The organism is Micromonospora sp. DT68 (assembly GCF_049847245.1).
In the GTDB taxonomy this organism is placed as follows: domain Bacteria; phylum Actinomycetota; class Actinomycetes; order Mycobacteriales; family Micromonosporaceae; genus Micromonospora; species Micromonospora profundi.
This window is the reverse complement of the sequence record NZ_JBNCNZ010000012.1, coordinates 133263-159572: the sequence shown is the minus strand read 5'-3', so window position 1 is coordinate 159572 and position 26310 is coordinate 133263. Positions and strand designations below refer to the sequence as shown.

Genomic DNA, 26310 nt, shown 5'->3' with positions numbered 1-26310 from the left:
TTACCAGCCGGTAAGAGTTTCCTTAGCGATCGTTCAGTAGGGCGATCTACACTCGCCGTGGGACGAGGACTCGAGGAGGAGCTCCGCGCATGGACGCTGACGAGATCGCCGCCGGACGGGCCCGCTGGCAGGCCCGGTACGACTCCGCGCGCAAGCGGGACGCCGACTTCACCACCCTCTCCGGGATGCCTGTCGACCCGGTATACGGCCCGCCGGAAGGCACCTCCTACCCGGGCTTCGAGCGGATCGGCTGGCCCGGCGAATACCCGTACACCCGGGGTCTCTATCCGACCGGCTACCGCGGGCGGACCTGGACGATCCGGCAGTTCGCGGGCTTCGGCAACGCCCAGCAGACCAACGAGCGCTACAAGATGATCCTCGGTGCCGGCGGCGGTGGGCTTTCGGTCGCATTCGACATGCCGACCCTGATGGGCCGCGACTCCGACGACCCGCAGGCGCTCGGCGAGGTCGGCCACTGCGGCGTCGCCATCGACACCGCCACCGACATGCAGGCGCTCTTCGACGGCATCGACCTGGCCGGCGTCACGACCTCGATGACCATCTCCGGCCCGGCCGTGCCGGTGTTCTGCATGTACCTGGTCGCCGCCGAGCGGCAGGGCGCCGATCTGTCCAAGCTGGACGGCACGCTGCAGACCGACATCTTCAAGGAGTACATCGCGCAGAAGGAGTGGCTCTTCGACCCGGAGCCGCACCTGCGCCTGATCGGCGACCTGATGGAATACTGCGCCGCCGAGATCCCGCGCTACAAGCCGCTGTCGGTCTCCGGCTACCACATTCGCGAGGCCGGCTCGACCGCCGCGCAGGAGTTGGCGTACACCCTCGCCGACGGGTTCGGGTACGTCGAGCTGGGCCTGTCGCGCGGCCTGGACGTGAACGTCTTCGCGCCAGGGCTGAGCTTCTTCTTCGACTCGCACCTGGACTTCTTCGAGGAGATCGCGAAGTTCCGCGCCGCCCGCCGCATCTGGGCCCGCTGGCTGCGTGACGTGTACGGCGCGACCAGTGAGAAGGCCCTCTGGCTGCGGTTCCACACGCAGACCGCCGGGGTGTCGCTTACCGCGCAGCAGCCGGTCAACAACGTGGTACGCACCGCCGTCGAGGCGCTCGCCGCGGTGCTCGGCGGGACCAACTCGCTGCACACCAACGCGCTTGACGAGACCCTGGCTCTGCCCACCGACGAGTCCGCCGAGATCGCCCTGCGTACGCAGCAGGTGCTGATGGAGGAGATCGGTGTCGTCAACGTGGCCGACCCGCTCGGCGGTTCCTGGTACGTCGAGGCGCTGACCGACAAGATCGAGGCCGAGGCGGAGGAGATCTTCGCCCGGATCCGGCAGCTCGGTGGGGAGGGGCCGCACCAGATCGGCCCGATGACCTCCGGCATCCTGCGTGGCATCGAGGACGGCTGGTTCACGGGGCACATCGCCGAGTCCGCCTTCGTCTACCAGCAGGCTCTCGAAAAGGGCGACAAGAAGATCGTCGGGGTCAACTGTCACACCGGCACGGTCACCAAGGAGTTGGAGATCCTGCGCATCTCGCACGAGGTGGAGCTGGAGCAGCGCCGGGTGCTCGCCGAGCGCAAGAACGCGAGGGACGACGCTGCGGTCACGGCGGCCCTCACCCGCATGGTCGACGCCAGCCGCACCGACGAGAACATGATCCCGGCCATGCTCGACGCGGTCCGCGCCGAAGCGACGCTAGGCGAGATCTGCAACGCCCTACGCGCCGAGTGGGGCATCTACCGCGAGCCCGCCCGCTTCTAACCCCCCACCCCGGCGATCTTGCAGTTGCTGCCTCGACATATGCCGCATAAGGCCTGTATAGGGGACCGAAAGTGCAAGATCGCGGGGGAAGGGGTGGGGCGTGAGAGTTGCAACGTCGGAGTTGCGGGTGATCTGAGAACGCCGGCTCGCGTGCGAGACTAGGTAACCATGAGCGACCCACGGATCACCTCGTCGATCTTCACCCGCGGCGCGGTCGACCTCAGCACGCTGCGCGGCCCCGCACCAGCCAGTACCCGCCCCGGCACACCCCCGCAGGGCGGCCCCTCCGCCAGCACCCCTGGCGCGCAGGCCGCCGGTGGTAACGCCCTCATCGTCGACGTCACCGAGGCGACAATCCAGTCCGAGGTGCTCGAACGGTCGATGACCATGCCCGTCGTCGTCTTCTTCGGCGCGGCAGGTTTCCCGGAGAGCGACGAGTTCGCCCCCGTACTGGAACGGCTGGCCGCCGAGAGCGGCGGCGCCTGGGCGCTCGCCCGGGTAGACGTGCAGGAAAACCCCCGGATCGCCCAGATGTTCCGGGTCCAGGGCATCCCCATGGTGTACGCCGTGGTCGGCGGCCAGCCGATCGACGCGTTCTCCGGCGTGGTGCCCGAGGCCCAGCTCCGCCAGTGGCTCCAGGCCGTCCTCAAGGCCGGTGGCGTGACAGTCGCCGAGCCGGAGGACCCGCGCCTCGACGAGGCGGACGACGCGCTGATGAGCGGCGACCTGGACGCCGCCGAGCGGGCGTACCGCAAGATTCTGGCCGACTCGCCGGCGGACGCCGCGGCCGAGGCGGGCCTCGCCCAGGTCGGTGTCGCCCGCCGGGTCGCCGGCGCCGACCCGGCCGCCGCGCTGGCCGCCGCCGAGAGCGCCCCCGACGACGTCGCGGCTCAGCTGCTCGCCGCCGACATCGAGGTGCTCAGCGGCCTGGCCGAGCAGGCGTATGCCCGGCTCGTCGGTCTCGTCCGACGCACCGCCGGGGAGGACCGCGAGACCGTCCGCCAGCACCTCGTGTCCCTGTTCAGCATCGCCGGCCCGGACGACCCGGCCGTCGCCTCGGCCCGGCGGGCCCTGGCCAGCGCCCTGTTCTGAGTTCCACGCACGGGTTCGAGTTCGTAGCACGCCAGCGCGGGCCGGCGATCCGCCGGCCCGCCCGACCACCGGGGACGGGAGCTCATGATGCGCCGGATCGCCGTCCTCGACGCGCCGACGAACCTGGGCCTGCGCCCGCCGACCCCCACCTCCGTCCCGGGTTGCACCAAGGCGCCCGGGGCGCTTCGCGACCACGACCTGCTCGCCCGGCTGCGGGCCCGCGACGCCGGCTGCATCACCCCGCCCCGGTACGACCCCGGCGACTGGCGGCCCGGCGACGGCGTCTGCCACGCCCGGGAGATCGCCGACTACTCACTGGCCCTCGCCGAGCGCATCGGCTCCATCATCGACAGGGGCGAGTTCCCCGTCGTGCTGGGCGGCGACTGCTCGGTACTGCTCGGCTCCGCACTGGCCATGCACCGCCTCGGTGAGGCCGTCGGCGGCCACATCGGGCTGGTCTTCGTGGACGGGCACTCCGACTTCCGGCACCCCGGCAACGCCTCCTACGTCGGCGCGGCAGCCGGCGAGGATCTGGCACTGGTCACCGGGCGCGGGCAGGCCGACCTGGCCGCCCTGGAGGGTCGCCGGCCCTACTTCCGCGACATCGACGTGGTGGTGCTCGGCATCCGGGCGCAGGACGAATACCGCCTCGACCTGCAAGCCGCCGGCATCATCACCCGCCCGGTGCCGGCGCTGCGCGCCGAGGGCGCGGCCCGGACAGCACAGTGGGCGCACGAGCAACTCGCCGACTGCGCCGGCTACTGGGTGCACATCGACGTGGACGTCCTCGACCCCGCGGTGATGCCCGCCGTCGACGCACCGGACCCGGGCGGCATCGCCTTCGCCGAGTTGGAGATCCTCCTCGCCGGTCTCGTCGACACCCCACACTGCCTCGGCGTCGAGTTGACAGTCTTCGACCCCGACTACGACCCGGACGGCTCGTACGCCGCCGAGATCGTCAACACGGTCGTCGCCGGATTGGCCCCGGTCAGCGCACCGGAGGCGACACCGCCACGGCTGCTGTCCGCCCGGCCGGCACCCGGTCCCCGGCGTACCAAGAACCGATCGGCAGACCTCGACGCCCGCTCCGACCGTGCGGGTGTCTCAGACCGTGCGGGTCTCTCGGATCGTGCGGGTGTCTCGGATCGTGCGGGTCTCGCGGATCGTGCGGATCGTGCGGGTCTCGCGGACCGGTTGGAGCGCTCGGATCGTGCGGGCCTTGCCGATGCGGTCTCTGTTGATACGGGCCTTGGCGGGGCGAGCGTCAGCGGTGTCGGCGCTGCTGATGCGGCGTTCGCCGGTCCTGGTTCCGGAGCTGCCGATTCCGCCGGCGTCGAGCCCTTCGGCGTCGAACCCGCCGGCGTCGAGTCCTCCGGTGCGGGTTCTGCTCTCGGCAGCTCCTCCGGTGTTGAGCCGGCCGGGTCTGCCGGCGACGAGCATGTCGCTGCTGCGTCCGCCGGGCGGATCGGGGCCGAGGCCTTCGGGGCTGCGTCCGCTGGTGCTGCCGGCGCTGAGCCGTTCGGTGCTGGGCCTGCCGACACCGGGTCTTCCGACGCCCAGCCGTCGGGGGCCGAGGTGCCGGGCGGTGTCCCGGTTCCGGTCCAGGCGGAGCCGTTCGATACGCGGAGTGTCGCCCGGTGGGAGCCGTCGGGTGTCGTGTCGAGCGACCCGGCCGGCACTCCGGCTTCAACCGAGCGGGAACCTGTCGGCCCGCCCGCGTCGGCTGGTCCCGGGCTGCTGCGGAGGCCGTCCCCAGTCGAGCAAAACCACACGAACCGCCGCGAAGCCGACACTGCCTGACCTGTTGCCGGTCGGCACGGGCGGTTGATCGACTCGGGTTCCTGGAAATCGGGGTGTCCGAGCTAGCGGGACACCGCGATTACCAAGAAACCGAGTCGATCACCCCTGGCGCTGCCTGGCCACGCCCGATGGGGCTGCGGCGCTCAGGTCGCAGGTAGGGCGCGCAGGAAGCGCTCGGCGATCGGGACGGCTGAAGAGGTGCTGGCGCCGCCCTTCTCCACGAAGACGGCGAACGCGACGTCTCCCCGCCAGCCGACGAACCAGGCGTGCGTGTTGGCCGGGTTGTTGTCGTACTCGGCGGTGCCGGTCTTGCCGTACACCTCGCCTGGAACGTCCTTGAGGGCGCTGCCGGTGCCGGCGGTCACCACCTCGCGCATCATCGTGCGCAGCGCCTCGACCGACTCCGGCTTGAGTTGCTCGCCGGCCGGGGCCGGTTTGGCGGGTGCCGGGTCGAGCAGCAGCTTGGGCTGCTCGAATCGGCCCCGGGCGACGGCGGCGGTGGCGCCGGCCATGGCCAGCGGGCTGACAAGCGTGGTGCCCTGCCCGAACGATGCGGCGGCCTGCTCGGCCTGGCTGCCGCCGGTCGACACCTTGCCGGTGAAGACGTCCGTGCCGAGGTCCCAGGGGCCCTCAAGTCCCAGCGAGCGGCCGGCTGCGGCAAGCCCGTCGCCGCCCAGCTTCGGGGCCAGCGAGGCGAACGCCGTGTTGCACGACTTGGCGAAGTTGGTGCGGAACGGCACCTGGCCCAGCACGAAGTTGTCCGAATTCTTGAACGACCGGCCGTCGACGGTGAAGGTCTTCGGGCAGTCCACCGGCCCGTCCAGGGTGACCGCGCCCTGGTTCAGCAGGCCGAGCGTGCTGACCATCTTGAACGTGGAGCCCGGCGGGACCTGGGCGACGAATGCCAGGTTCTCGCCGGCCGGTCCGGGGCCGTTCGCGGCGGCGAGCACCGCGCCGTCACTGATCCGTACGGCCACGAGCGCGGACCGGCGGGACTGGGCGCGCAACGCTCCGTCGGCCGCGTTCTGGACGGCGACGTCCAGGGTGGTCTTCAGCGCCTGGCCGGGCTGCGGCTTCTGCTGGAACAGTTCGGTGCCGGTGGGGGCCAGCTTGCCGCCCTCGGCGGGGCGTTCGACCATTACGGTCAGCCCCGGCGCGCCGCGCAGCCGCTCGTCGTAGCGGCCCTGGAGGCCGCCGTGCCCGACGAGGTCGCCGGCAACGTACCGGTCGGGGTGCGCGGCGAGGTCGTCGGCCTGTGCCGGGTCGACAGTGCCGAGCAGCGCGCGGGCGAACTCCCGGGTCGGTGCCAGGTCGAGCTTGTCGGTAATGAACTTGGTGCCGGGCAGGTCGTAGATCCGGGGCTTGATCTGCCGGTACGCCTCTTCGCGCAGGGTCACCACCTCGACGAAGGCGCCCGGGTCGGCCTTGGCCACCCGCTCGGGCAGGTCGGCCAGGTCGACGGCGGGGACGAGGGCCGGACGGATCGCCTTGAAGCCCGCGTCCAGATCCTTGACGAGCTTCTTGATGTCGGTGACCTGGTTTGGCTGCACGCCGACGCGGATCACCGTACGAGGTGTCACGATCGGCTGCCCGGCAGCGTCCAGCAGCCCCGCGCGGGGACCGGTGTCGCGGCGCAGCCCCAGCCGGTCACCCTTGGTGAGCTGCTCGTGCATCACCCGGGGCTCCCACATGACCTGCCACTGGTCGTCGTCGCCCTTGACGAGCCGCACCTCCCGGTCGTACGCCCAGCGGACGTCGCCCGGAAGGGTCCACTCCACCCGGATGGGGGCGGTCGCGATGTCGGCGGTGACCTTCGGCTCGCCCCGGCGGGTAAGCGTCGGCGGGCTGCCGACCAACTCGCCGGAGAGTTCCTTGATCTCGCGGGTCACCTCGGCTGCCGGCAGCTTGACGCCGGTCGTGTCGACAACCCCGACGGCCTGGAGGTCGCCGTTGCGCCACCCGGAGAGGAAGGCGTCGACGCTGCGCTGCGGCCCGTCGTCGCCGGAGCAGGCCACCAGGCCACCGGCGGTGAGCAGGGTCGCGGCGAGCGCGGCGACCGCCCGGCGGGCGTGATTCGCCCGGTGGGGCCGGGGGTAGGACAAGGTCATGGAGCGGGTCCTTCCGGTCTCGGCTGCCCTGCACGGTAGTACGGCGACGCCGTCCGAGGCGTCCCGTGTGAGGTCCGACGTGCGGAAAGAGGAAGCGCGCCGGTGTGATGAACATCGCGCGGCGGGGTATCCGACGACCCAGCCAACCTCGGACCCGCAACGGGTGAAAGGACAGAGTCCCGATCCGGACGTCCGGCCCTTGATCCGCCGATGGAGGAACAGAGCGGCAGGCTTAGGCTGGGCGAGAGTGACCCACAACGCGGTGGGTCGAGGGGAGTGGCACCGATGGACCGGCGTCCGGCGATCAAACCGGAACCCGACCTCCGGCAGGACGACTTCGGCCGGGACGACAGCTTCGATTCGGCGACCGACGGGGACGGCTACGGCCGGCTCGACACGGGAGTCACCGGGCTGACCGGGTCGAGCATCGACACCATCTACGATCTGGGCCTGCCGCCGGAGGCGCTTGCCGACGACGTGGAGGACGCCGATCTCGACGAACCGGTCCCCAACGCGGAGCGCCTCGTGGCCCAGGCCGTCGCGCTCGCCGGGGACGACCACGATGCGGCGACCCTTGTCGGCCGTTTCTGGCGGTTCGCCCCGGACGAGGAGCTGGTCGGCTTCACGGCGGAGGAGATGCTGGACGCGGCCCGGGCGCACCGGGACCTGGCCCAGCAGCGGGTCCCCGGCGAGCTGAAGCTACGGATCCACGAGCCGCACGCCGACCAGCACCACACGGTCGTCGAGATCGTCACCGACGACATGCCGTTCCTGGTCGACTCGGTCACCGCGCTGCTCAACTCTCACCACCTGGACGTGCACCTGCTGGTGCACCCGCTGGTGGTGGTCCGGCGGGAGCCGCTGGGTCGCCTCACCGAGGTCTCCGCGGACGTGGAGCCGGACGACGCGATCGACGGCGACATCGTCGAGAGCTGGATGCGGATCGAGATCGACCCGGTGCGGGACGCCGACGAGCGGGACCGGCTGCGTCGTGAGCTGCAAAGGGTGCTCACCGACGTGCGGGAGGCCGTGGAGGACTGGCCGAAGATGCGTCAGCGTGCCCTCGCGCTCGCCGACGAACTGGCCTCGGCCCGTACCTCCGAGAACCGCCCGCCGGTGCCGGAGAAGGACATCACGGACTCGGTGGAGCTGCTGCGCTGGCTTGCCCACGACCACTTCACCTTCCTGGGCTATCGCGAGTACCGGCTGGTGGACGTGCCGGACGCGAGTTCCTCGGACCCGGTCGACGGCAAGGCGCTGGAGGCGGTGCTCGGCACCGGCCTGGGCATCCTGCGCTCGGACTCGCCGGAAGCCCGGTCGCTGGCGTCGATGACGCACGAGGCGCACGAGAAGGTGCTGGAGAAGCGCCTGCTCATCATCACCAAGGCCAACTCGCGGGCCACAGTGCACCGCTCGGCGTACCTGGACTACATCGGCTTCAAGATCTTCAACGAGGCGGGCGAGGTCATCGGTGAGCGGCGCTTCCTGGGGCTGTTCTCCACCGCCGCGTACCGGACCAGCGTCCAGGAGCTGCCCGTGGTGCGCCGCAAGGTCGCCGAGGTGCTGGACCGCTCCGGCCTGAGCCAACGCAGCCACTCCGGCAAGGATCTGCTCCAGATCCTTGAGACGTACCCGCGCGACGAGCTGTTCCAGATCAAGACCGACGACCTGTACCACGCGGTGGTCGGCGTGCTGCGGATGGCGGGTCGCCGGCAGCTGCGGGTGTTCCTGCGCCGCGACGCGTACGGGCGGTTCATCTCCTGCCTGATCTACCTGCCGCGGGACCGGTTCACCACGCAGAACCGGCTGCGTATGCAGGACATCCTGCTGCGCGAGTTGAACGGCGTCGGGGTGGACTACACGACCCGGGTCACCGAGTCGATGCTGGCGCGGGTGCACTTCATCGTCCGTACCGACCCGACCCGGCCGCCCGGTGACATCGACGCCGACCTGCTGGCCGAGGAATTGGCCGACGCGACACGGCTCTGGGACGACGACTACCGGCTGGTGCTGGAACGCAAGCTCGGCGACGAGCAGGCCAAGCACCTGTTCACCAGGTACGCCGACGCGTTCCCGGAGGGCTACAAGGACGGGCACACGCCGTACGAGGCGATGAAGGACCTGGCCAAGCTGGAGCTGCTGGAGGAGCCCGGCCAGCTGGAGATGCACCTGTTCCGCAAGCAGTTGGCGCCCCGCCCGGGCACCCGTGTGCCCGGCGCGGACCTGGCCGAGACCATGGACGTCCGGTTCAAGGTCTACCGGTACGGGGAGCCGATGATGCTCTCCGCAGTGCTGCCGGTGCTGCACTCGCTCGGCGTACGGGTGGTCGACGAGCACCCGTACGAGGTGGACCGCATCGACGGTCGGGTCTACCTGTACGACTTCGGCCTCATGCTGCCCGAGGGGCACCACGAGCTGTCCGAGGTGCGCCCGCACGTGGAGAACGCGTTCGCGGCGGCGTGGCGTGGCGAGGCCGAGGTGGACCGGTTCAACGAGCTGGTGCTGCGCGGCGGGCTGACGTGGCGGCAGGTGGTGGTGCTGCGGGCGTACGCGAAGTACCTGCGGCAGGCCGGCACGGTCTTCTCGCAGGACTACATGGAGCAGACCTTCATCGCCTACCCGAAGATCGCCGCGCTGTTGGTGGAGCTGTTCGAGACCCGGTTCGCGCCGGGTGAGCAGAGCAGTGAGCAGCGTCAGCAGCGCAGTGGTGAGCTGGTGGAGACCATCCGGGCCGCCCTTGACGACGTGGCGAGCCTCGACCAGGACCGGATCCTGCGCTCGTACCTGACGGTGATCGAGGCGACCCTGCGGACGAGCTTCTACCAGAGGCGCGCCGACGGGCGGCCGAAGGCGTACGTGGCGTTCAAGCTCGACCCGCAGGCCATCCCGGACCTGCCGGCGCCTCGGCCGAAGTTCGAGATCTTCGTCTACTCGCCCCGCTTCGAGGGTGTGCACCTGCGGTTCGGGCCGGTGGCCCGGGGCGGGTTGCGCTGGTCGGACCGTCGGGAGGACTTCCGTACCGAGGTGCTCGGCCTGGTCAAGGCGCAGATGGTGAAGAACACCGTGATCGTGCCGGTGGGCGCCAAGGGCGGCTTCGTGCTGAAGCAGAAGCCGGGCGACCGGGACGAGGCTGTCGCCTGCTACCAGGAGTTCGTCGGCGCGATGCTCGACGTCACCGACAACATCGTCGGCGGGAAGATCGTGCCGCCGGAGGACGTGGTCCGGCACGACGGCGACGACCCGTACCTGGTGGTGGCGGCGGACAAGGGCACCGCGACGTTCTCCGACATCGCCAACGAGATCTCCAAGGCGCACAAATTCTGGATGGGTGACGCGTTCGCCTCCGGTGGTTCGGCAGGCTACGACCACAAGAAGATGGGCATCACCGCCCGGGGCGCCTGGGAGTCGGTGAAGCGGCACTTCCGGGAGCTGGGCCACGACACCCAGACCCAGGACTTCACAGTCGTCGGCGTCGGCGACATGTCAGGTGACGTGTTCGGTAACGGGATGCTGCTCTCCGAGCACATCCGGCTGGTCGCCGCGTTCGACCACCGGCACATCTTCCTCGACCCCGACCCGGACGCGGCCACCTCGTACGCCGAGCGCAGGCGGCTGTTCGACATGCCCCGGTCCTCGTGGGAGGACTACAACGCGGAGCTGATCTCGGCAGGGGGCGGCGTCTACTCGCGTACCGCGAAGTCGGTCCCGATCACGCCGCAGGTCCGGGCGGTGCTCGGCCTGGACGACGACGTCACGCAGATGTCGCCGCAGGAGTTGATGAAGGCGATCGTCACCGCGCCGGTGGACCTGTTCTGGAACGGCGGCATCGGCACCTACGTGAAGGCGTCCACGCAGACCAACGCGGAGGTGGGCGACAAGTCCAACGACGCGATCCGGGTGGACGGGCGCAGCCTGCGCTGCCGGGTGGCAGGCGAGGGCGGCAACCTGGGCTGGACCCAGCTCGGCCGCATCGAGTACGCGCTGACCGGTGGCCGGATCTACACCGACTTCATCGACAACGCGGCCGGCGTGGACACCTCCGACCACGAGGTGAACATCAAGATCCTGCTGAACACGGCTGTCGCCGACGGCGAGCTGACCACCGCCGAGCGGGACGAGCTGCTGGCTCAGATGACCGACGAGGTCGCCAAGCTGGTGCTGCGGGACAACTACGACCAGGCTCGAGCGATCAACAACGCCCAGGCGCAGGCAGCCTCGCTGCTTCCGGTGCACCGCCGGATGATCAACGAGCTGGAGCGCTCGGGCGGGCTGGACCGGGCGCTGGAGGCGTTGCCGCCGGACGAGGAGTTGGCGGTACGGGGCGAATCCGGGCTGACCGCGCCGGAGTTCGCGGTGCTGCTGGCGTACGTGAAGATCGTCCTGGAACGGGAGATCCTCGCCGACGGCGTGGCCGACGAGGAGTGGACGAACAGCGTACTGGTCAACTACTTCCCGACGCCGATGCGCGAGCGGTTCGCCGACCGGATGGACCAGCACCGGCTACGCCGGGAGATCGTCACCACGGTGCTCGTCAACGAGGCGATCAACCGGGGCGGGATCTCGTTCGTCTTCCGGGTCGTCGAGGAGACCGCGGCGAACGCCGCCGACGTGATCCGGGCGTACGTGGTGGTCCGCGAGGTCTTCGGGCTGCGTGAGCTGTGGGACGCGGTGGAGGCGCTGGACAACAAGGTCTCCCCGGAGCTGCAGACAAGCGTCTACCTGGACACCCGCCGGCTGCTCGACCGCGCCGTCCGGTGGCTCGTCACCAACCGGCGCTCGCCGATCGACGTGCCGGCCGAGATCAAGCGGCTGCGTGCCGGGGTGGCCGACCTGCTGCCAGGGCTGGAGGATCTGTTCTACGGCAGTGAGCGGCAGGCCATCGCCGAGCACATCGACTCGTCGACAAAGCGTGGACTGCCCCGCGAGTTGGCCGAGCAGGCGACCCGGCTGATGTACAGCTTCGGCCTGCTGGACGTGGTGGAGACCGCGACCCGCAGCGGGCGGGAGGTCGGCGAGGTGGCATCGGTCTACTTCGTGCTGTCCGACCTGTTCCGGGTGGACTCGCTGCTGTCGAAGATCTCCCTGCTGCCGCGTGAGGACCGGTGGCAGACGCTGGCCCGCATGGCGCTGCGCTACGACCTGTACGCCGCGCTGGCCGCACTCACCGCGGAGGTGCTCGACTCCACCCCGGGCGAACTGCCGCCGCACGAGCGGGTGCACCAGTGGGAGCAGTCGAACGCCACCTCGATCCACCGTGCCCGCCAGGCGATGGGGGAGTTCGACGAGTCGAGGGCGGACCTCGCCGCACTGTCCGTGCTGCTGCGTCAGATCCGCACGCTGGTGCGGACCTCCGGCGCCGCGGCCTGAGTCGGTACGCCGGACGCGGTCCGGCCGGTCGGGTCACCCCGACCGGCCGGACCGTTTTCGCACTCCCAGGTCACTCCACAAGGGTCGCGAAGGCCACCACGTTGTCCGGATAGCTCTTGACGGTCTCGTCGAACTGACCGCCGCAGGTCACCACCCGCAGGCCGGGCCTGTCGTTCGGCCCGTAGACGAGTTCGGTGGGAAAGGCCGTCTTCGGGTACGACTTCACCGACTCGACCTTGAAGGTGGCGGGCCGGCCGTCAGCCCGACGCACCGTGATCGTGTCGCCGGGAACGAGGGAGCCCAGGTCGAAGAAGACGGCAGGGCCGAGCTGCGCCGAGTCCACGTGACCGACGATCACCGCGTTGCCGGTCTCGCCGGGGCTCACGCCCGGCTCGTACCAGCCGGCCTGGTCGGCCTGCTCCAACGGGGGAACCTGGACGGTGCCGTCCGGGTTCGTGCCGAGCGGCATGATCGTCGCGTTGACGCCGATCCGGGGGATCTCGATGCTTGTCGGCGTAGCCCGGTTCAGTCCCGCCGGTACGTCGCCCCGCGCGGCGGACTCCCCGCCGTCGAGCCGGGGGACGTCGGCGTCGGTGGTCTCGGGACCGGCCTGGGCCAGCGGCTGCGGTGGGCGGGGAGCGGGAGTGGTCTTCAGCGCGGCGCCGATCATTCCGGCGCCGACCATGGCCACTGTGACGACGACGGCCGCGCCGGCGGCACGCCACGGTCTCCCGTGACGGCCGCCGGCCCGTGCCATCGTCACGTCAGACGAGGGAACCATCGGTCCGCCGACGACGCATCAGAACGATCCCGCCCAGCGCGGCAGCGCCGAGCAGGCTCGCGCCACCGGTGGCCAGGCCCCGGTCGGTACCGGTGCTGGCGCCACCGTCACCACCGTCGACCCCGCCGTGGGGCAGGACGACGAGCTCACCTTCGCCGCACGAACCCTTGAGCTCGTAGCGACCCGGCTTGGCGTCCTTGTCGACAGTGGCCTCGCCGTAGTACACGAACTCGCGCTCGCGCTCCCAGCCGCCGTCCTTGCCGTGGTCGCCGTACTCGCCGCCCTTGGACTCCCAGCCCTTGTCCGAGCCGTACTCGTCGGAGCCGTACTCGCCGCCCTTGGAGTCCCAGTCCTTGTCGGAGCCGTACTCGTCGGAGCCGTACTCGCCGTCCTTGGAGTCCCAGTCCTTCTTGCCTTCGTCCTTGGACTCCCAGTCCTTCTTGCCTTCGTCCTTGGAGTCCCAGTCCTTCTTGCCTTCGTCCTTGGACTCCCAGTCCTTCTTGCCCTCGTCCTTGGAGCCCCAGTCCTTGTCGCGGCCGTTCTCCGCGTCCTGGCCGTGCTCCTCGCCCTTCCAGTCCTTGCCACCCTCGTCGCCGTAGGCGTCGGCGGCAGCGCCACCGCCCTGGCCACCGGGCTGCGGGGAGTCGGCCGGCGGCTGCGGCTTGTCCTTGCCGTCTTCGCCCTTGCCCTCGTGGTCCTTGCCCTTGTCCTTGTCCTTGTCGTCCTTGCCGTGCTCGTCCTTGCCCTTGTCGTCCTTGCCGTGTTCGTCCCGGCCGCGGTCCTCGTGGTCGTAGGAGCCGTCCTCCTTGTTCCACTCGCCGTGGTCCTTGCCCTTGTCGTCCCGCGCCGCCTCCAGCTTGACCTTGCCGGTGACCTTGGACCAGACGAAGGCGTGCTCCTGCCGGTCCGGGCAGATCTCGAGGAGCTTGACCTTGTCGCCAGCCTTCACGACGTGCGGCTTGGCGTAGACCTTGCCGTCGTGGTCCTTGCCGCCGTCGTGGTGCCCGTCGGCGAACGCGATCCCCGGCGCGAACACCAGGAGCGATGCGCCGCCGAGCGCAGCGCCCGCAACGACCTTCCCGAGCATCTTCTTAGCCATGACTTGCGTCACTCCATCCCTGTTGTCCTGAGCCCGACGACAGTCGAGCTACGACCGACGTTAGACGGTTTCATGACTTATGAAGTGAAAGATTCGCGTTTTGACCTTTACTGCTGGTAAGAGGCTAAGGAGTGCTACGCCGCCTTCTCGGGCTTGCCGTACGTCTTGGGTGCGCCACCGCCTTGCGGCGTCGATAGCGGTGTTCGGCACGCCGCGTACCGGCCCACCAGCGCTCATCCGGTAATGGCGGGCCCGTCGCTCTCGTGTCGGCAGATCCCGCTCGGGGGTATCGTCCGAGTCGCAAAGGTCGGCCACACGCATCGAGCCATTGCCATGGAAGCGCTCCCATGTAAGAATCGGCGCACGCGGTTCGGGGAGCCACACCGCGCAGGCAGGGCGTCGAGGGCATCCGGTTTCGCCGGACGACATCCGGCCGCCACTGGGCCGGTCCGCGCCGGTCGTTCACCACCACCACAGCAGCCCGTCCGGGTCGGGCACCCCAAAGAATCCCGTTGGCGCCGGCAGCCGTCCGTCCAGGACGTCTCACCGGGCCGTCCCACGCCGGGCCGTACGCGAGCCCGGTCTCGCCCAAGGAGATCAGTGGCATGAATGTGTGGAGAAGGCTGTCCGGCCCACGCCGGACCTTCGCGCTCGCAGGCGCGGGCGTGCTGGTCGCCGGAGGGTTGGTGACGATCCCCGTTACCGCGGCACAGGCCGCGACGCAGTGCGAGATCGTCTACTCGACGAACGACTGGCCCGGTGGCTTCACCGGCAACGTCACAATTAAGAACCTCGGCGACCCGGTCAACGGCTGGACGCTTGGCTGGACCTTCCCCAACTCCAGCCAGCGGGTGCAGCAGGGCTGGTCGGCCGAGTTCACCCAGTCCGGCAGCCAGGTCACGGCCCGCAGCCTGTCCTACAACGGCAGCCTCGCCACCGGTGCGTCGACGAACATCGGGTTCAACGGCGCGTGGAGCGGCAGCAACCCGAAGCCGACGTCGTTCACCCTCAACGGAGTGGTCTGCAACGGCGGTGGCCCGACCACCCCGCCGCCCACCACCCCACCCCCCACCACCCCACCCCCGACCACGCCTCCGCCGACCACGCCTCCGCCCACCACGCCTCCGCCGACGACCCCGCCGCCCGGAACCAAGGTGGACAACCCGTACGCCGGTGTTCCCGGCTACGTGAACCCGGAGTGGAAGGCCAAGGCGGACGCCGAGGCGGGCGGAAGCCGCGTCTCCAACAACCCCACCGCCGTGTGGCTGGACCGGATCGCCGCCATCAACGGCACGCCGGACAGCAGCTCCAACGGCGCCTTCGGGGTGCGTGACCACCTGGACGAGGCGCTGCGCCAGGGTGCCGGTTACATCCAGTTCGTGATCTACAACCTGCCCGGCCGGGACTGCTCCGCGCTCGCCTCCAACGGTGAGCTGGGCCCGGACGAGCTGCCCAGGTACAAGGCCGAGTACATCGACCCGATCGCGGCGATCCAGTCCGACGCGAAGTACCGGAACCTGCGGATCATCAACGTCATCGAGATCGACTCGCTGCCGAACCTGGTCACCAACACCACTGGCAACGCGGGTGGCACCGTGATGTGTGACACCGTCAAGGCCAACGGCGCCTACGTCAACGGCGTCGGCTACGCGCTGGCGAAGTTCGGTGCGATCAGCAACGTCTACAACTACGTCGACGCCGGCCACCACGGCTGGCTCGGCTGGGACACCAACTTCGGCCCGACCGCCGACATCCTGAAGACCGCGGCGGTCGCCTCCGGCAGCACTGTCAACAACGTGCACGGCTTCATCACCAACACCGCGAACTACTCGGCTCTGCGTGAGCCGTACTTCAAGGTGACGGACAACGTGAACGGCCAGACGGTGCGGCAGTCGAAGTGGGTGGACTGGAACTACTACGTCGACGAACTGTCCTTCGCGCAGGCGTTCCGCGACAAGCTGGTCTCGGTCGGCTTCAACTCCAACATCGGCATGCTGATCGACACCTCCCGCAACGGCTGGGGCGGGTCCGCCCGGCCCACCGGTCCGGGCGCGACGACAAGCGTCGACACGTACGTCAACGGTGGCCGGGTCGACCGTCGGCTCCACCTCGGCAACTGGTGCAACCAGGCCGGTGCCGGCCTCGGTGAGCGTCCCCGGGCCAACCCGGAGCCGGGCATCGACGCCTACGTCTGGGTGAAGCCTCCGGGCGAGTCGGACGGCTCCAGCAAGGAGATCCCGAACAACGAGGGCAAGGGCTTCGACCGGATGTGCGACCCGACGTACGGCGGTAACGCCCGCAACGGCAACAACCCGTCCGGTGCGCTTGCGGACGCCCCGATCTCCGGTGCGTGGTTCTCCGCCCAGTTCCAGGAGCTCATGCGCAACGCGTACCCGGCCCTCTGACCGGGAACGCTCCAGCACCACCCGCCGCCGGCAGTAGGTGAGGCACTGCCGGCGGCAGGTCCCCCCGGGTCCCCGATCCGACCGTCACAGGTCGGGTCGGGGACCCACCCTGTTGCCCGCCGGTCAGGGCACTGTGCGCTCGATCGCCGCCCGGCCCTGCTCGGCCAGGTCACGGCGTGCCTTGTCGAGGTTCTCCGGCGTGAGGTCCTGCCCCCGTGCCATCACCAGATCCTCCGGCTCCCACTGCTGCTCAGCCCCGGTGCGGATGTTGTCCCCAGCCGCGCCGGTGCCTGTCCCGGTGGCGCCGGTGCCGGCGGCGTACGGATCGCCGAGCAGTTCGTCGGTTTCCGGCGCGAGATCCTCCGGCCGGTCCCGGGGCTCGGCGAAGGCCGGAGTGTCAGGGTCCGGGCCGCCTCCGGTCCGCAGTTGCGGGACGGTGCTGTCGTCGTCCACCGCAGCGGCCGTTTGCGGGCTCTCTTCCAGCGGCGGTCGGCGGTCGCGATCGGTCATGGTGCTGCCTCCTGGGTCCGACACGTTGCCTGATCCCTCGCGTACCCCGTGCCGGGGAGGCCATGCGCGGCGCCGGCGCGCCCGGTTGCCCACTTTCGGGGCGCTTCCGGGGCGCAACGGGCGGGCGGACATACGGGGGCGCCCCGGTCGATGATCGACCGGGGCGCCCGTGCGTAACTCAGCGACCCAGGACGCGGTCCAGGAAGTCCCGGTAGTTGCGGACAGCCATCCGCAGCTGCTCGGTGTCCGCCGAGCCGGCGTCCTGCCAGCCACCCAGCTTGTTCTTCTGGGCGGCAAGCGCCGAGGAGAGTGCCTGGATGGCCTCCTCGACCAGCGACTGCGCCTCACCGGCCGCCGCGTGCGGGTCGTCCACGAACCGCAACTGCACGTCGCGCCAGCGGTCCCGGAATCCCTGCGCCGTGTCCGCTTCGAGGAGCGTCGCCGGCTCGGCGGCCACCGTCGACCCGGTGGGCCGCGACGTTCCGGCCGACTCCAGCGAGGAGGTGGTGCCGGCGACGACGGGCACCACTTCGGCGTCCGCGTCCGGGTCGACCATCTCCGGCGTGGCACTGCCGTAGTCGGCCGCGCCGGCCGCCGTCGCGTCCGGGTCACCGGCCCAGTCGGTCAGGTCACCGCGGCGCTCGGCCGCACCGTCAGTGCTCCCCGCCGGTACGACCGTACGGGTGGAACCGTCGGCGTCGACGTGCTGGTCGTCGGCGTCGGGATCCAGGTCGGTGTCCCGGTCGGTCTCCGGGCCGCCGTCCCGGCGGTGCAGTTCGGCGGTGGGATCGGCGGTCAGGCCCACCCGTTCGCCGTCCTCGGCGCCGTCTCCGGGCTCGGCGGTCCGCTCGGCCCGAGGGTCGGGCTGGTCCTGCGGATGCGGGCTGGCCAGCGCGGACGCGGCCACAGCGTCCCCCACAGTGGTAGCGCCGAACGCGGTCGGCAGCGGGCCGGGCTCGTGGAACCCGCCCTCGTCGTCGCGGTCGTCCGTCGGGTCGGTGTGCCGGTCGTCCGCGCGGTGGCGTCGGTCGTCCGCCGCCTCGTCGTCGACGTCGTGCAGGTCCGGGTCGACGTCGTCGGCCCGCTCGTGCTCGGCGGTGGGGTCGCGCTCGGCGTCGTCGAAGGCGTCCCGGTCGTCCACAGTGCCCTCGGACGCGTCCGAGCGGTAGTCCCTGTCGGTCAGGTCGGTCTGGTCATTCCTGTCGGTTCGGTCGTCGGTCGGCGGCACGGGTACCGGTGTGGACCGGACGGCCTCCGGGTGGGCGTTGGTCACCTGCTCTTCCTGGCGCATGGGTGGTGGCCTCCTCAGCGGCTCGTGGCGTCGTGCGGAGTGTCCGGGTGGTGGTGCTGCTCTTCGGGTGCGTGCTGACCGACCGGCTCCTCGCCGAGCAGGTCGGCGAACAGAGCCCGGTAGTGCACGACAGCCTGGCGCAGTTCTTCGGTGCTGGCCTCGCCCCGGGAGTTGCGCAGGTGGATCTCGTGCGCGTCCCGGTAGTGGGTGAGCGTGCGGGCGTGATCGACGGAGAGGTGGGCGATCTGGTCGGAGAAGTCCCCGGTCGGGTAGCCCCGCTCCTCGATGAGTCGGGTGACGAGTTCATCCGCGTCGCCCACTGTGTCGCCGGGCGAGTCGATGAAGCGGATCTGGAGTTCCTCCCAGGCCGCGGCGTACTGGGCCCGGGATTCCGGGCTGAGCGGGGTGAGCGTGAGCTCGGCGTGCCGGCGCTCCCGGTCGCGCAGTTCGCGCTCCGCGGCGGACCGGCTGTCCTGCTCCTGGACCACCCGGTCGTACTCCGGCCCGAACCGGCTCTGTAGTTTGCGGCGGCGGCTGACCGACAGCGCAGCCACGGCCAGTGCTGCGATCACCAGCACGACGACGACGATGACGATTATCTGCGTGGACGACATGGGCTCCTCCTTCCTTACCTGGTATTCCCTCCGCGTACTGATCGCCAATCCCGATCCGAGGCACTTTCCGCACCGATCCGCGTCCCGTTTCGCCTAGCGAGGGCGTTGCAGGGCGAAACGCGACCGGGGGACACGGCGCGGCGCGCGATCAAACCTGATCCGCGCCGAGTTCGCGAGGCCGCCGCTGAGGGCGTCCACAGGTGTTGCATTCCGTAGCGTCGATGCCCACGCGACGGGCGGTAGTGCATCGGCGCGCGATTACGTATCCTGCCCAAGGCGCCCGCGCCGGCACCCGACCTGGACGGTCGGGCGCGCACCCGGCGAGCGCGTTGCCCGGCGGTGCCGGCGCCCTCCTGCCACCCCTGTACGGGCGAGGTCTGATGAGAACCCGCGACTGGCCGATCCGCTCGAAGCTGACCGCGTTGGTCGTCGCGCCGGTGACCGCTCTGCTGGCACTGTGGATCTTCGCGACGACGTTGACCTTCGGCCCGGCCCTGGACCTGCTCTCCGCGCGCACCCTGCTGTACGACCTGGGCCGCCCCGGTGAGGCAGTGGTCACCGAGCTGCAACGGGAACGCAGGCTGTCGGTGGTGCAGCTCGCCGGCACCAGCGAGCTGCCGGCACTGGTCGAGCAACGCCAGCGCACCGACCGGGCGGTCGCCGAGCTGCGCCGCCGGATCGACGGACAGGCGTTGCGCGACGCCGCCGACGAGGTCCTGGAGGACCGGATCGACCGGCTGGTCACCGCACTGGCGGCCCTGCCGAGCGGCCGGAACTTCATCGACGACCGCATGATGGACCGTGCTGGCGCGCTCGGCCTCTACAGTGGCATCGTCACCGCGGCCTTCCAGGCGTTCTCCGCCATGGCGGACCTGCCCGACCCCGACATCAACCGGCAGGCGCTGGCGCTCACCGCGCTGGGTCGCTCCCGGGAACTGCTCGGCCAGACCGACGCCCTGCTGGCCGGCGCGTTGACCGCCGGTCGGTTCGCCGACGGCGAGCACACCCAGCTCGTGCAGGCCATCGGCAACCAGCGGTGGCTCAGCGAGAGCGCGGTCGCCGACCTGCCCGAGGCCGGGCGCGTCGCGTACCAACGGCTTACCGAGACTCCGGACTTCACAAGCCTGCGCGCCATGCAGGACGCGTTGATCGGGGCCAGCCGGACCGGACGTCCACCGGTGGACGCGGCGTCATGGCAGGCCAGCCACGACGCCGTACAGCAGCAGTTGCGCGACTTCGAGCTGTCCGAGGCCGACGGGCTCACCGACCGCTCGGTGCCGATGGCCGTCCGGATCCTGCTCCGGCTGGCCGCCGCCGGTGTGCTCGGACTCGTCGCCGTGGTGGTCTCGGTGCTGGTGGCGGTGCGGGTCGGCCGCACGCTGGTCCGGCGCCTCAGTGGGGTGCGTACCGCCGCGCTCGAGCTGGCCGAGCATCGTCTGCCGGACGTGGTGACCCGACTGCGCCGCGGCGAGCTTGTCGACGTCGCACGGGAGGCGCCGCCACTGGAGTACGGCCACGACGAGATCGGCGAGGTCGGGCGGGCCTTCACCAAGGTGCAGCGCACCGCCGTCCAGGCCGCTGTGGACGAGGTCACCCTGCGCCGTGGCCTCAACGAGGTGTTCCTCAACATCGCCCGGCGCAGCCAGGGCCTGGTGCACCGGCAGCTGCACCTGCTGGACCGAATGGAGCGACGCGCCGAGGACCCGGACGAGCTTGCTGAACTGTTCCAGGTGGACCATCTCGCCACCCGGCTCCGTCGGCACGCCGAGGACCTGGTCATTCTCGCCGGCTCCGCGCCAGGTCGGGGATGGCGCAACCCGGTGGCGATTGTCGACCTGGTTCGCGGCGCGATCTCCGAGGTCGAGGCGTACGACCGGGTGGACATCACCGTCGTGCAGCCGGCCGGCGTGCTCGGCCGGGCTGTCGGTGACGTCATCCACCTGCTGGCCGAGCTGATCGAGAACGCTACCGCCTTCTCGCCGCCGGACACCCGGGTCACCGTGACGGGGGAGCAGGTGGCCAACGGGTACGCCCTGGAGATCACCGACCAGGGGCTGGGGATGTCCGAGGCGGCACTGGAGGGCGCGAACACCCGGCTGGCCAGCTCGCCCGAGTTCGACCCGACCGAGAGCGCGCGACTCGGCCTGTTCGTGGTGGCCCGACTGGCGGCACGGCACGCGGTACGGGTCCGGCTGCGCCCCGGCAGGGAGAGCGGGGTGACCGCCGTGGTGCTCATCCCCAGCGACCTGGTCACCGCCGAGCCGCCGGCCGGACACGACCTCGCCGCGCCGACTTCCGCGCCCGGCGAACGGCGACCCCGCCGGGCCACAGTGCCCCGACCCCGGCCCAACCGTGCCCGCCCGCCCGCGGCCGCCACCGGGCCGTCCGCCACCGCAGCGCCCGCCCACGGCCCGGACGCGTCGGCCGCCAACTCCCCCGCAGACGAGGGACCGGGCACGACCGGGCCGGGCGTCGAGGGGACGTCCTCGGACGGGACAACTGACGACCTGGACGGGCTGCCGCGCCGGGTGCGACGGCGTACCCCCGCCGCAGTGCCCCGGTCGACGGCCGCCGATGCGCCGTCGCCCCGGTCACCGGAGGAGGTACGCCGGGTCATGGCGGCACTTCAGGCGGGAACCGCCCGCGGCCGGGCCACCGGCGCCCCGCCGCCCCCGGCAGCCCAGCCAGATGCGGCAGCCCAGCGAGATGCGGCACCCGCGACCGGGCCCGCCGCGCCCGTCCCGACGGCTCCGGTGACCCCGGTGTCTTCGACGGCTCAAGCGACCCCGGCAGCTCCGGCGGACCACGCCGTTGCGGACCGGGACACCACCGAACCCCCGACCGAGACTGAGAGGAACGCCTAGTGCGGCAGACGACGAAGCAGGGCGCCAGCCTCGACTGGCTGCTCGACGAGCTGGTGCAACGGGTGCCGGCCGCCCGGGAGGCGGTGGTGCTCTCCGCCGATGGGCTGCTGCTGGGCTCCTCGACCGAGCTGGACCGCTCCGACGCCGAGCACCTCTGCGCGCTCGCCGCCGGCTTCTCCAGCCTGGCCCGGGGCGCGAGCCGACACGTGGACGGCGGTCCGGTCCGGCAGACCGTTGTGGAGATGGAGTCGGCGTACCTCTTCGTCACCGCCGCCGGGCAGGGTGCCTGCCTTGCCGTGGTGAGTGACGCGGACGCGGACATCGGCCTGGTGGCATACGAGATGGCGATGCTTGTCATCCGTGTGGGGGAGAACCTCAGTGCGCCGGCCCGGCCGTCGGCGGGTGCCGGTGATGCGGGCTGAGCCGCCCGCGCCCCAGCACGAGTGGCTGGACGGCGACGCGGGCCCGGTCGTGCGCCCGTACACGCTCACCGGCGGCCGGGTACGCTCCGCCGTCGGGTTCGATTTGGTCGCGTTCGTCCTGGCCGCCTCGGATTTCGACCCGGCAGCCCACCCGCAGCTGCTCCCGGAGCACCGGCGGCTTGTCGCGCTCGCCGGCCAGCCGGTATCGGTGGCCGAGTTGGCAGCCGAGCTGGACCTCGCGGTCGGGGTGATCCGGGTGCTGCTCGGTGACCTTCTCGCTCAGGGCCTGGTAGCGGTGCACGAGCCGCCGGCCGACGGCAACCTTCCCGACGACGACATCCTCAAGGCGGTGGTCAGTGGACTCCGTGCGTTATGACCATGCGGGCACTCGTACCACCATCCCGCTGGCACTGAAGATCCTCATCGCCGGAGGCTTCGGTGCCGGCAAGACGACGCTTGTGAGCGCGTTGAGTGAGGTTCGCCCGTTGCAGACCGAGGAGGTGTTGACCGGGGCCGGGATCGGCACCGACGACACCTCCGGCGTGGAGGGCAAGTCGACCACCACGGTCGCCATGGACTTCGGCCGGATCACCATCAACGAGGACCTCCAGGTCTATCTTTTCGGCACGCCGGGCCAGGACAGGTTCTGGTTTCTCTGGGACGAGTTGGCCTTCGGCGCGCTCGGCGCTGTGGTGCTCGCCGACACGCGGCGGCTGGCCGACTGCTTCCCCTCGATCGACTACTTCGAGCAGCGCGGCATCCCGTTCGTGGTTGGCGTGAACTGCTTCGACGGCACCCGCCGGTTCGAGTTGGAGACCGTACGTCGGGCGCTGGACCTGGATCCGGACGTACCGATGGTGCTCTGTGACGCCCGGGACCGGCAGTCCGGCAAGCTGGTGTTGATCTCCCTGGTCGAGCACGTGGCCCGCCAGCGTGGTGAGCCGGTGCCGGCCGCCTGAGCGGCCGCCGCGCGGGCGGCGGATCGGCGGTCAGCGCGCGCGGAGAGCCGATGGTCGGCGATCCGGGCCCGGAAAGCTGGTTAGCGGGCCGGCATCGTGGGCAGCTCTGATTGGATCTACCGAGAGTGCCGGCTAAGGGGTGGGGCGTGAGTGGTCAGGGCGAGGTCGTCCACATCGGCGGTTACACGGCGCAGGGCGGAGGGCGCGGCAGCGGCATCGTGGCGGCCCTGCGGGACCCGGCCACCGGGGCGCTGACCCCGCTGGGCACGGTGGCGGTCACCGAGTCCCCGTCGTTCCTGGCGCGGCACCCCCGCCAGCCGGTGCTCTACGCGGTAAACGAGGTGACCGACGGGGCGATCAGCGCCTGGCGGGTCGGGCCCGACGGCACGCTGGACCCGCTCGGCAGCCGCTCGACAGGTGGCGCCGAGCCCTGCCACCTGGCGGTGCTGCCCGACGGCGGGCACCTGGTGGCGGCCAACTACGGCGGCGGCAGCGTCGCCGTCTTTCCGCTCGACGCGCAGGGCGTGCCCGGTGAGCGCACCGACCTCGTGGTGCACGAGGGGCACGGTCCCGACCCGGACCGCCAGGACCGGGCGCACACCCACATGGTCTCCCCGGACCCGGGCGCGGGACCGCTGCTCGCTGTGGATCTGGGCACCGACTCGGTCTACAGGTACGACCTCGACGGCGCGAGCGGTCGGTTGACGCCGCGCGGGCCACGGACGCGCACGGCGCCCGGCACCGGGCCACGGCACCTGGCACGCCACCCCGACGGGCGGCGCTGCTACCTGGTCGGCGAGCTGGACGCCACTGTGACCGCGTACGAGCTTGACGACGACGGGGCGCTGCACCAGCGTGGCCGGGTCGACGCGAGCGACCGGACCGGGCACGTCCAGCCGTCGGAGGTGGCGGTAGGCCCGGACGGCCGTTTCCTGTACGTCGCCAATCGCGGGGTGGGCACCATCGCCGTCTTCAATCTGGCCGGCGAGCTGCCCGAGTTGGTGGCCGAGGTGGACACCGGCGGTGAGTGGCCCCGGCACTTCGTGCTGATCGGCACGCATCTGTACGTCGCCGACGAGCGCGCGGACATGGTGCGGGTCTTCCGGCTGGACGCGAGCACCGGCATTCCGGCACCGGTCGGCGAGCCCGTGGCGGTGCCGAGCCCGACCTGTGTGCTGCCGTGAGCCGAATCATCTGTGGCGAGACGTGAAGACGATGCCGATTTGACGACGGCTCGGGACCGCTTCATCACTCTGTGTCGCTAAACGGTGATCAACTGTTTCTCCTGCGTAACTTTAGTCCGAACGGTTGTGGCAGAGACGGCACCTAATACGCAAGATGGTCAGCGTGTCAGCAGGCCGCCATCGCATGCGTTCGAAACTCCACCTCGCCGTCGTCGGATCGATGGCGACGGTTCTCGTCGTCACCACCGGCGCGTGGTTCGGCTACAGGGAGCTGATCCAGCCGAACTGCTCAGGGGAGATCCGGCTCGCGGTGGCGGTCGCCGCCGAACTCGCGCCCGCCGTCGACGCCGCCGCCGCCCAGTGGGTCAAGGACGGTGCCGCTGTCGGCCCCACCTGCATCCGCGTCGACGTCTCGGCGTCCGACCCGGTCGACGTGGCCGCAGTGGTGGCCGCGAAGCACGGCGCCGTCCTGGCCGGTGTCGGGCAGGCCAGCGGCACCGCCGTCACCCCGGACGTCTGGGTGCCGGACTCGTCGACCTGGCTGCTGCGGCTCAAGAAGGACGCGACAGCCTTCGCTCCGACAAACGGCGCTTCCATCGCCCGCAGCCCCGTCGTCGTGGCCATGCCCGAGCCGGTGGCCACCCGGTTGGGCTGGCCCGACGCGAAGTTCACCTGGGCGGACCTCCTCAAGCAGGTGAACAGCAGCAAGCCACTGCGTACCGGGATCGTCGAGCCCACCCGGGACGCCGCCGGTCTGTCCGGTCTGCTCTCGCTGACGGCGGCCGCCAGCGCGGCGGGCGGCGACACCCAACGCAACACCGTCGGTGCGCTGCGGGCGCTTGCCACGGGCCGGTCGTCGCTGCGCAGCGACCTCGTGGCGCGCTTCCCGACCGCCACGGACCCGACCTCCATCGCGAGTGGCCTCGGTGCGGCGGCGCTGTCCGAGGAAGACGTGATCGCCTACAACAGCAAGCAGCCGCCGGTGCCGCTCGCCGCCCTCTACATGGAGCCGGCCCCGATGCCGCTTGACTACCCGTACGCGGTGCTGCCCGGCATCGAACCGACCAAGGCGTCGGCGGCCAAGGTGCTGTTCGAGTTGCTCACCGCCCCGAAGTTCCGGGACCGGCTGGCGGCGCAGTCGCTGCGCGGGCCGGACGGCAACTGGGGTGCCGGTTTCCACGCGCCGCAAGGTGCCCCGAGCCCGTCGGGTACCGCGCCGTCGGAGCCGGCGGCAGGCGGCACGGCGGCAGGCGGCCTCGACCCGGCCGCGATACAGCGTGTCGTCTCCAGCTGGTCGATCGCCACCCAGTCCGGCCGCATGCTCTGCGTCATCGACGTTTCCGGCTCGATGAAGGAAGAGGTGCCAAGCGCCAACAGGCGCAGCCGCGAGGAGGTCACCGTTGACGCGGCACGTCGCGGCCTCGGCCTCTTCGACGACTCCTGGGCGATCGGCCTGTGGACCTTCTCCACCAAACTCGTCGGGAACCGCGACTACCGTGAGCTGGTTCCCATCGGCCCGCTGTCGAGCCAGCGCGGTCAGCTCGAGGCGGCCCTCGGTACGATCAAGCCGTCCAGCGGCGACACCGGCCTCTACGACACCATGTTGGCCGCTTACCAGGCGGTCCAGGAAGATTGGCAGCCCGGCCGCGTCAACTCGATAGTGCTGTTCACCGACGGCAAGAACGAGGACGACAACGGCCTCAACCAGCAGCAGCTGCTGGCCAAGCTGAAGCAGATCGCCGACCCGGAGCGTCCTGTTCAGGTCATCATGATCGGCATCGGCGAGGGCGTCAGCAAGGCCGAGTTGGAGTCGATCACCAAGGTCACCGGTGGTGACGTCTTCGTCACCAAGGACCCGAGTGAGATCGGCAGCATCTTCCTCAGCGCCATCGCCCGCCGCCCCCCGGCGCCGCGCTGAGCCGACGCACAGCACAGGGAGCCTGCCGGACCGCCGATCCGGTACGGCGGGCCCCTTTTGTAACCGCAGGGTTGAAGAAAAGTGACGGCAATACGTCGGAATCAATCGGCAGTCATAG

Annotated in this window: 16 protein-coding genes and 1 pseudogene; 11 read left to right on the top strand and 6 right to left on the bottom strand. The window is 70.7% G+C overall.

The features are described from left to right. The first annotated feature begins 89 nt into the window (after window positions 1-89). The 3 genes and pseudogenes from ACPXB1_RS21755 to ACPXB1_RS21745 form a co-directional block, all read left to right on the top strand. Window positions 90-1778, top strand: coding sequence for an acyl-CoA mutase large subunit family protein (locus ACPXB1_RS21755; RefSeq protein ID WP_355593802.1), 1689 nt, complete (start codon window positions 90-92; stop codon window positions 1776-1778). A 168-nt stretch (window positions 1779-1946) separates the two neighbouring features. Next, window positions 1947-2870, top strand: coding sequence for a tetratricopeptide repeat protein (locus tag ACPXB1_RS21750; protein WP_355593804.1), 924 nt, complete (start codon window positions 1947-1949; stop codon window positions 2868-2870). An 84-nt stretch (window positions 2871-2954) separates the two neighbouring features. Beyond that, window positions 2955-3915 (top strand): annotated as a pseudogene (locus tag ACPXB1_RS21745) (arginase family protein); the annotation flags it as partial. Between the two features lie 898 nt (window positions 3916-4813). Here the strand turns inward: ACPXB1_RS21745 and ACPXB1_RS21740 are convergent. Next, entirely contained in the window at window positions 4814-6778 is a 1965-nt protein-coding gene (locus ACPXB1_RS21740; RefSeq protein WP_355593806.1) for a penicillin-binding transpeptidase domain-containing protein, read from the bottom strand. A gap of 285 nt (window positions 6779-7063) precedes the next feature. Between ACPXB1_RS21740 and ACPXB1_RS21735 the strand changes: the two genes are divergently transcribed. Then, entirely contained in the window at window positions 7064-12145 is a 5082-nt protein-coding gene (locus ACPXB1_RS21735; protein ID WP_355593808.1) for an NAD-glutamate dehydrogenase, read from the top strand. A gap of 70 nt (window positions 12146-12215) precedes the next feature. Here ACPXB1_RS21735 and ACPXB1_RS21730 read toward each other — a convergent pair whose 3' ends face one another. Together ACPXB1_RS21730 and ACPXB1_RS21725 are read right to left on the bottom strand one after the other, a co-directional pair. After that, entirely contained in the window at window positions 12216-12908 is a 693-nt protein-coding gene (locus ACPXB1_RS21730) for a class F sortase (protein WP_355593810.1), read from the bottom strand. 1 nt (window position 12909) lies between these two features. Next, window positions 12910-14025: a hypothetical protein gene (locus ACPXB1_RS21725; protein WP_425735722.1), complete on the bottom strand. Its 1116-nt coding sequence runs from the start codon at window positions 14023-14025 to the stop codon at window positions 12910-12912. A gap of 605 nt (window positions 14026-14630) precedes the next feature. Between ACPXB1_RS21725 and ACPXB1_RS21720 the strand changes: the two genes are divergently transcribed. After that, the gene (locus tag ACPXB1_RS21720; RefSeq protein ID WP_355629905.1) at window positions 14631-16430 is read left to right on the top strand and encodes a glycoside hydrolase family 6 protein; all 1800 of its coding nucleotides are present in this window, start codon (window positions 14631-14633) and stop codon (window positions 16428-16430) included. Window positions 16431-16553: 123 nt separating this feature from the next. Here ACPXB1_RS21720 and ACPXB1_RS21715 read toward each other — a convergent pair whose 3' ends face one another. From ACPXB1_RS21715 to ACPXB1_RS21705, 3 genes are all read right to left on the bottom strand, one after another. Then, the gene (locus tag ACPXB1_RS21715; RefSeq protein ID WP_355593815.1) at window positions 16554-16940 is read right to left on the bottom strand and encodes a hypothetical protein; all 387 of its coding nucleotides are present in this window, start codon (window positions 16938-16940) and stop codon (window positions 16554-16556) included. Between the two features lie 178 nt (window positions 16941-17118). Next, window positions 17119-18231, bottom strand: a complete 1113-nt coding sequence (locus ACPXB1_RS21710; protein WP_355629902.1) for a hypothetical protein — start codon at window positions 18229-18231, stop codon at window positions 17119-17121. A gap of 14 nt (window positions 18232-18245) precedes the next feature. Next, window positions 18246-18845: a hypothetical protein gene (locus ACPXB1_RS21705; RefSeq protein WP_355593819.1), complete on the bottom strand. Its 600-nt coding sequence runs from the start codon at window positions 18843-18845 to the stop codon at window positions 18246-18248. Window positions 18846-19225: 380 nt separating this feature from the next. Between ACPXB1_RS21705 and ACPXB1_RS21700 the strand changes: the two genes are divergently transcribed. The 6 genes from ACPXB1_RS21700 to ACPXB1_RS21675 all read left to right on the top strand — a co-directional run bounded on the left by ACPXB1_RS21700 (window position 19226) and on the right by ACPXB1_RS21675 (window position 26192). Further along, entirely contained in the window at window positions 19226-21709 is a 2484-nt protein-coding gene (locus ACPXB1_RS21700) for a sensor histidine kinase (RefSeq protein ID WP_355629899.1), read from the top strand. Next, complete coding sequence (locus ACPXB1_RS21695; protein ID WP_355593823.1) at window positions 21709-22131, top strand: roadblock/LC7 domain-containing protein; 423 nt, start codon at window positions 21709-21711, stop codon at window positions 22129-22131. Before ACPXB1_RS21700 ends, ACPXB1_RS21695 begins: the two co-directional genes overlap by 1 nt. After that, a complete protein-coding gene (locus ACPXB1_RS21690; RefSeq protein WP_355593825.1) occupies window positions 22121-22507 on the top strand; it encodes a DUF742 domain-containing protein in 387 nt (128 codons plus the stop codon). Before ACPXB1_RS21695 ends, ACPXB1_RS21690 begins: the two co-directional genes overlap by 11 nt. Further along, window positions 22488-23090, top strand: coding sequence for a GTP-binding protein (locus ACPXB1_RS21685; RefSeq protein WP_355593827.1), 603 nt, complete (start codon window positions 22488-22490; stop codon window positions 23088-23090). The genes ACPXB1_RS21690 and ACPXB1_RS21685 overlap by 20 nt, the downstream gene beginning before the upstream one ends. A gap of 146 nt (window positions 23091-23236) precedes the next feature. Continuing rightward, window positions 23237-24274 (top strand): lactonase family protein, encoded by a 1038-nt coding sequence (locus ACPXB1_RS21680; protein WP_355629896.1) that lies wholly within the window; start codon window positions 23237-23239, stop codon window positions 24272-24274. A gap of 163 nt (window positions 24275-24437) precedes the next feature. Then, window positions 24438-26192, top strand: coding sequence for a substrate-binding domain-containing protein (locus tag ACPXB1_RS21675; protein WP_355593830.1), 1755 nt, complete (start codon window positions 24438-24440; stop codon window positions 26190-26192). The last annotated feature ends 118 nt before the right edge of the window (window positions 26193-26310 follow it).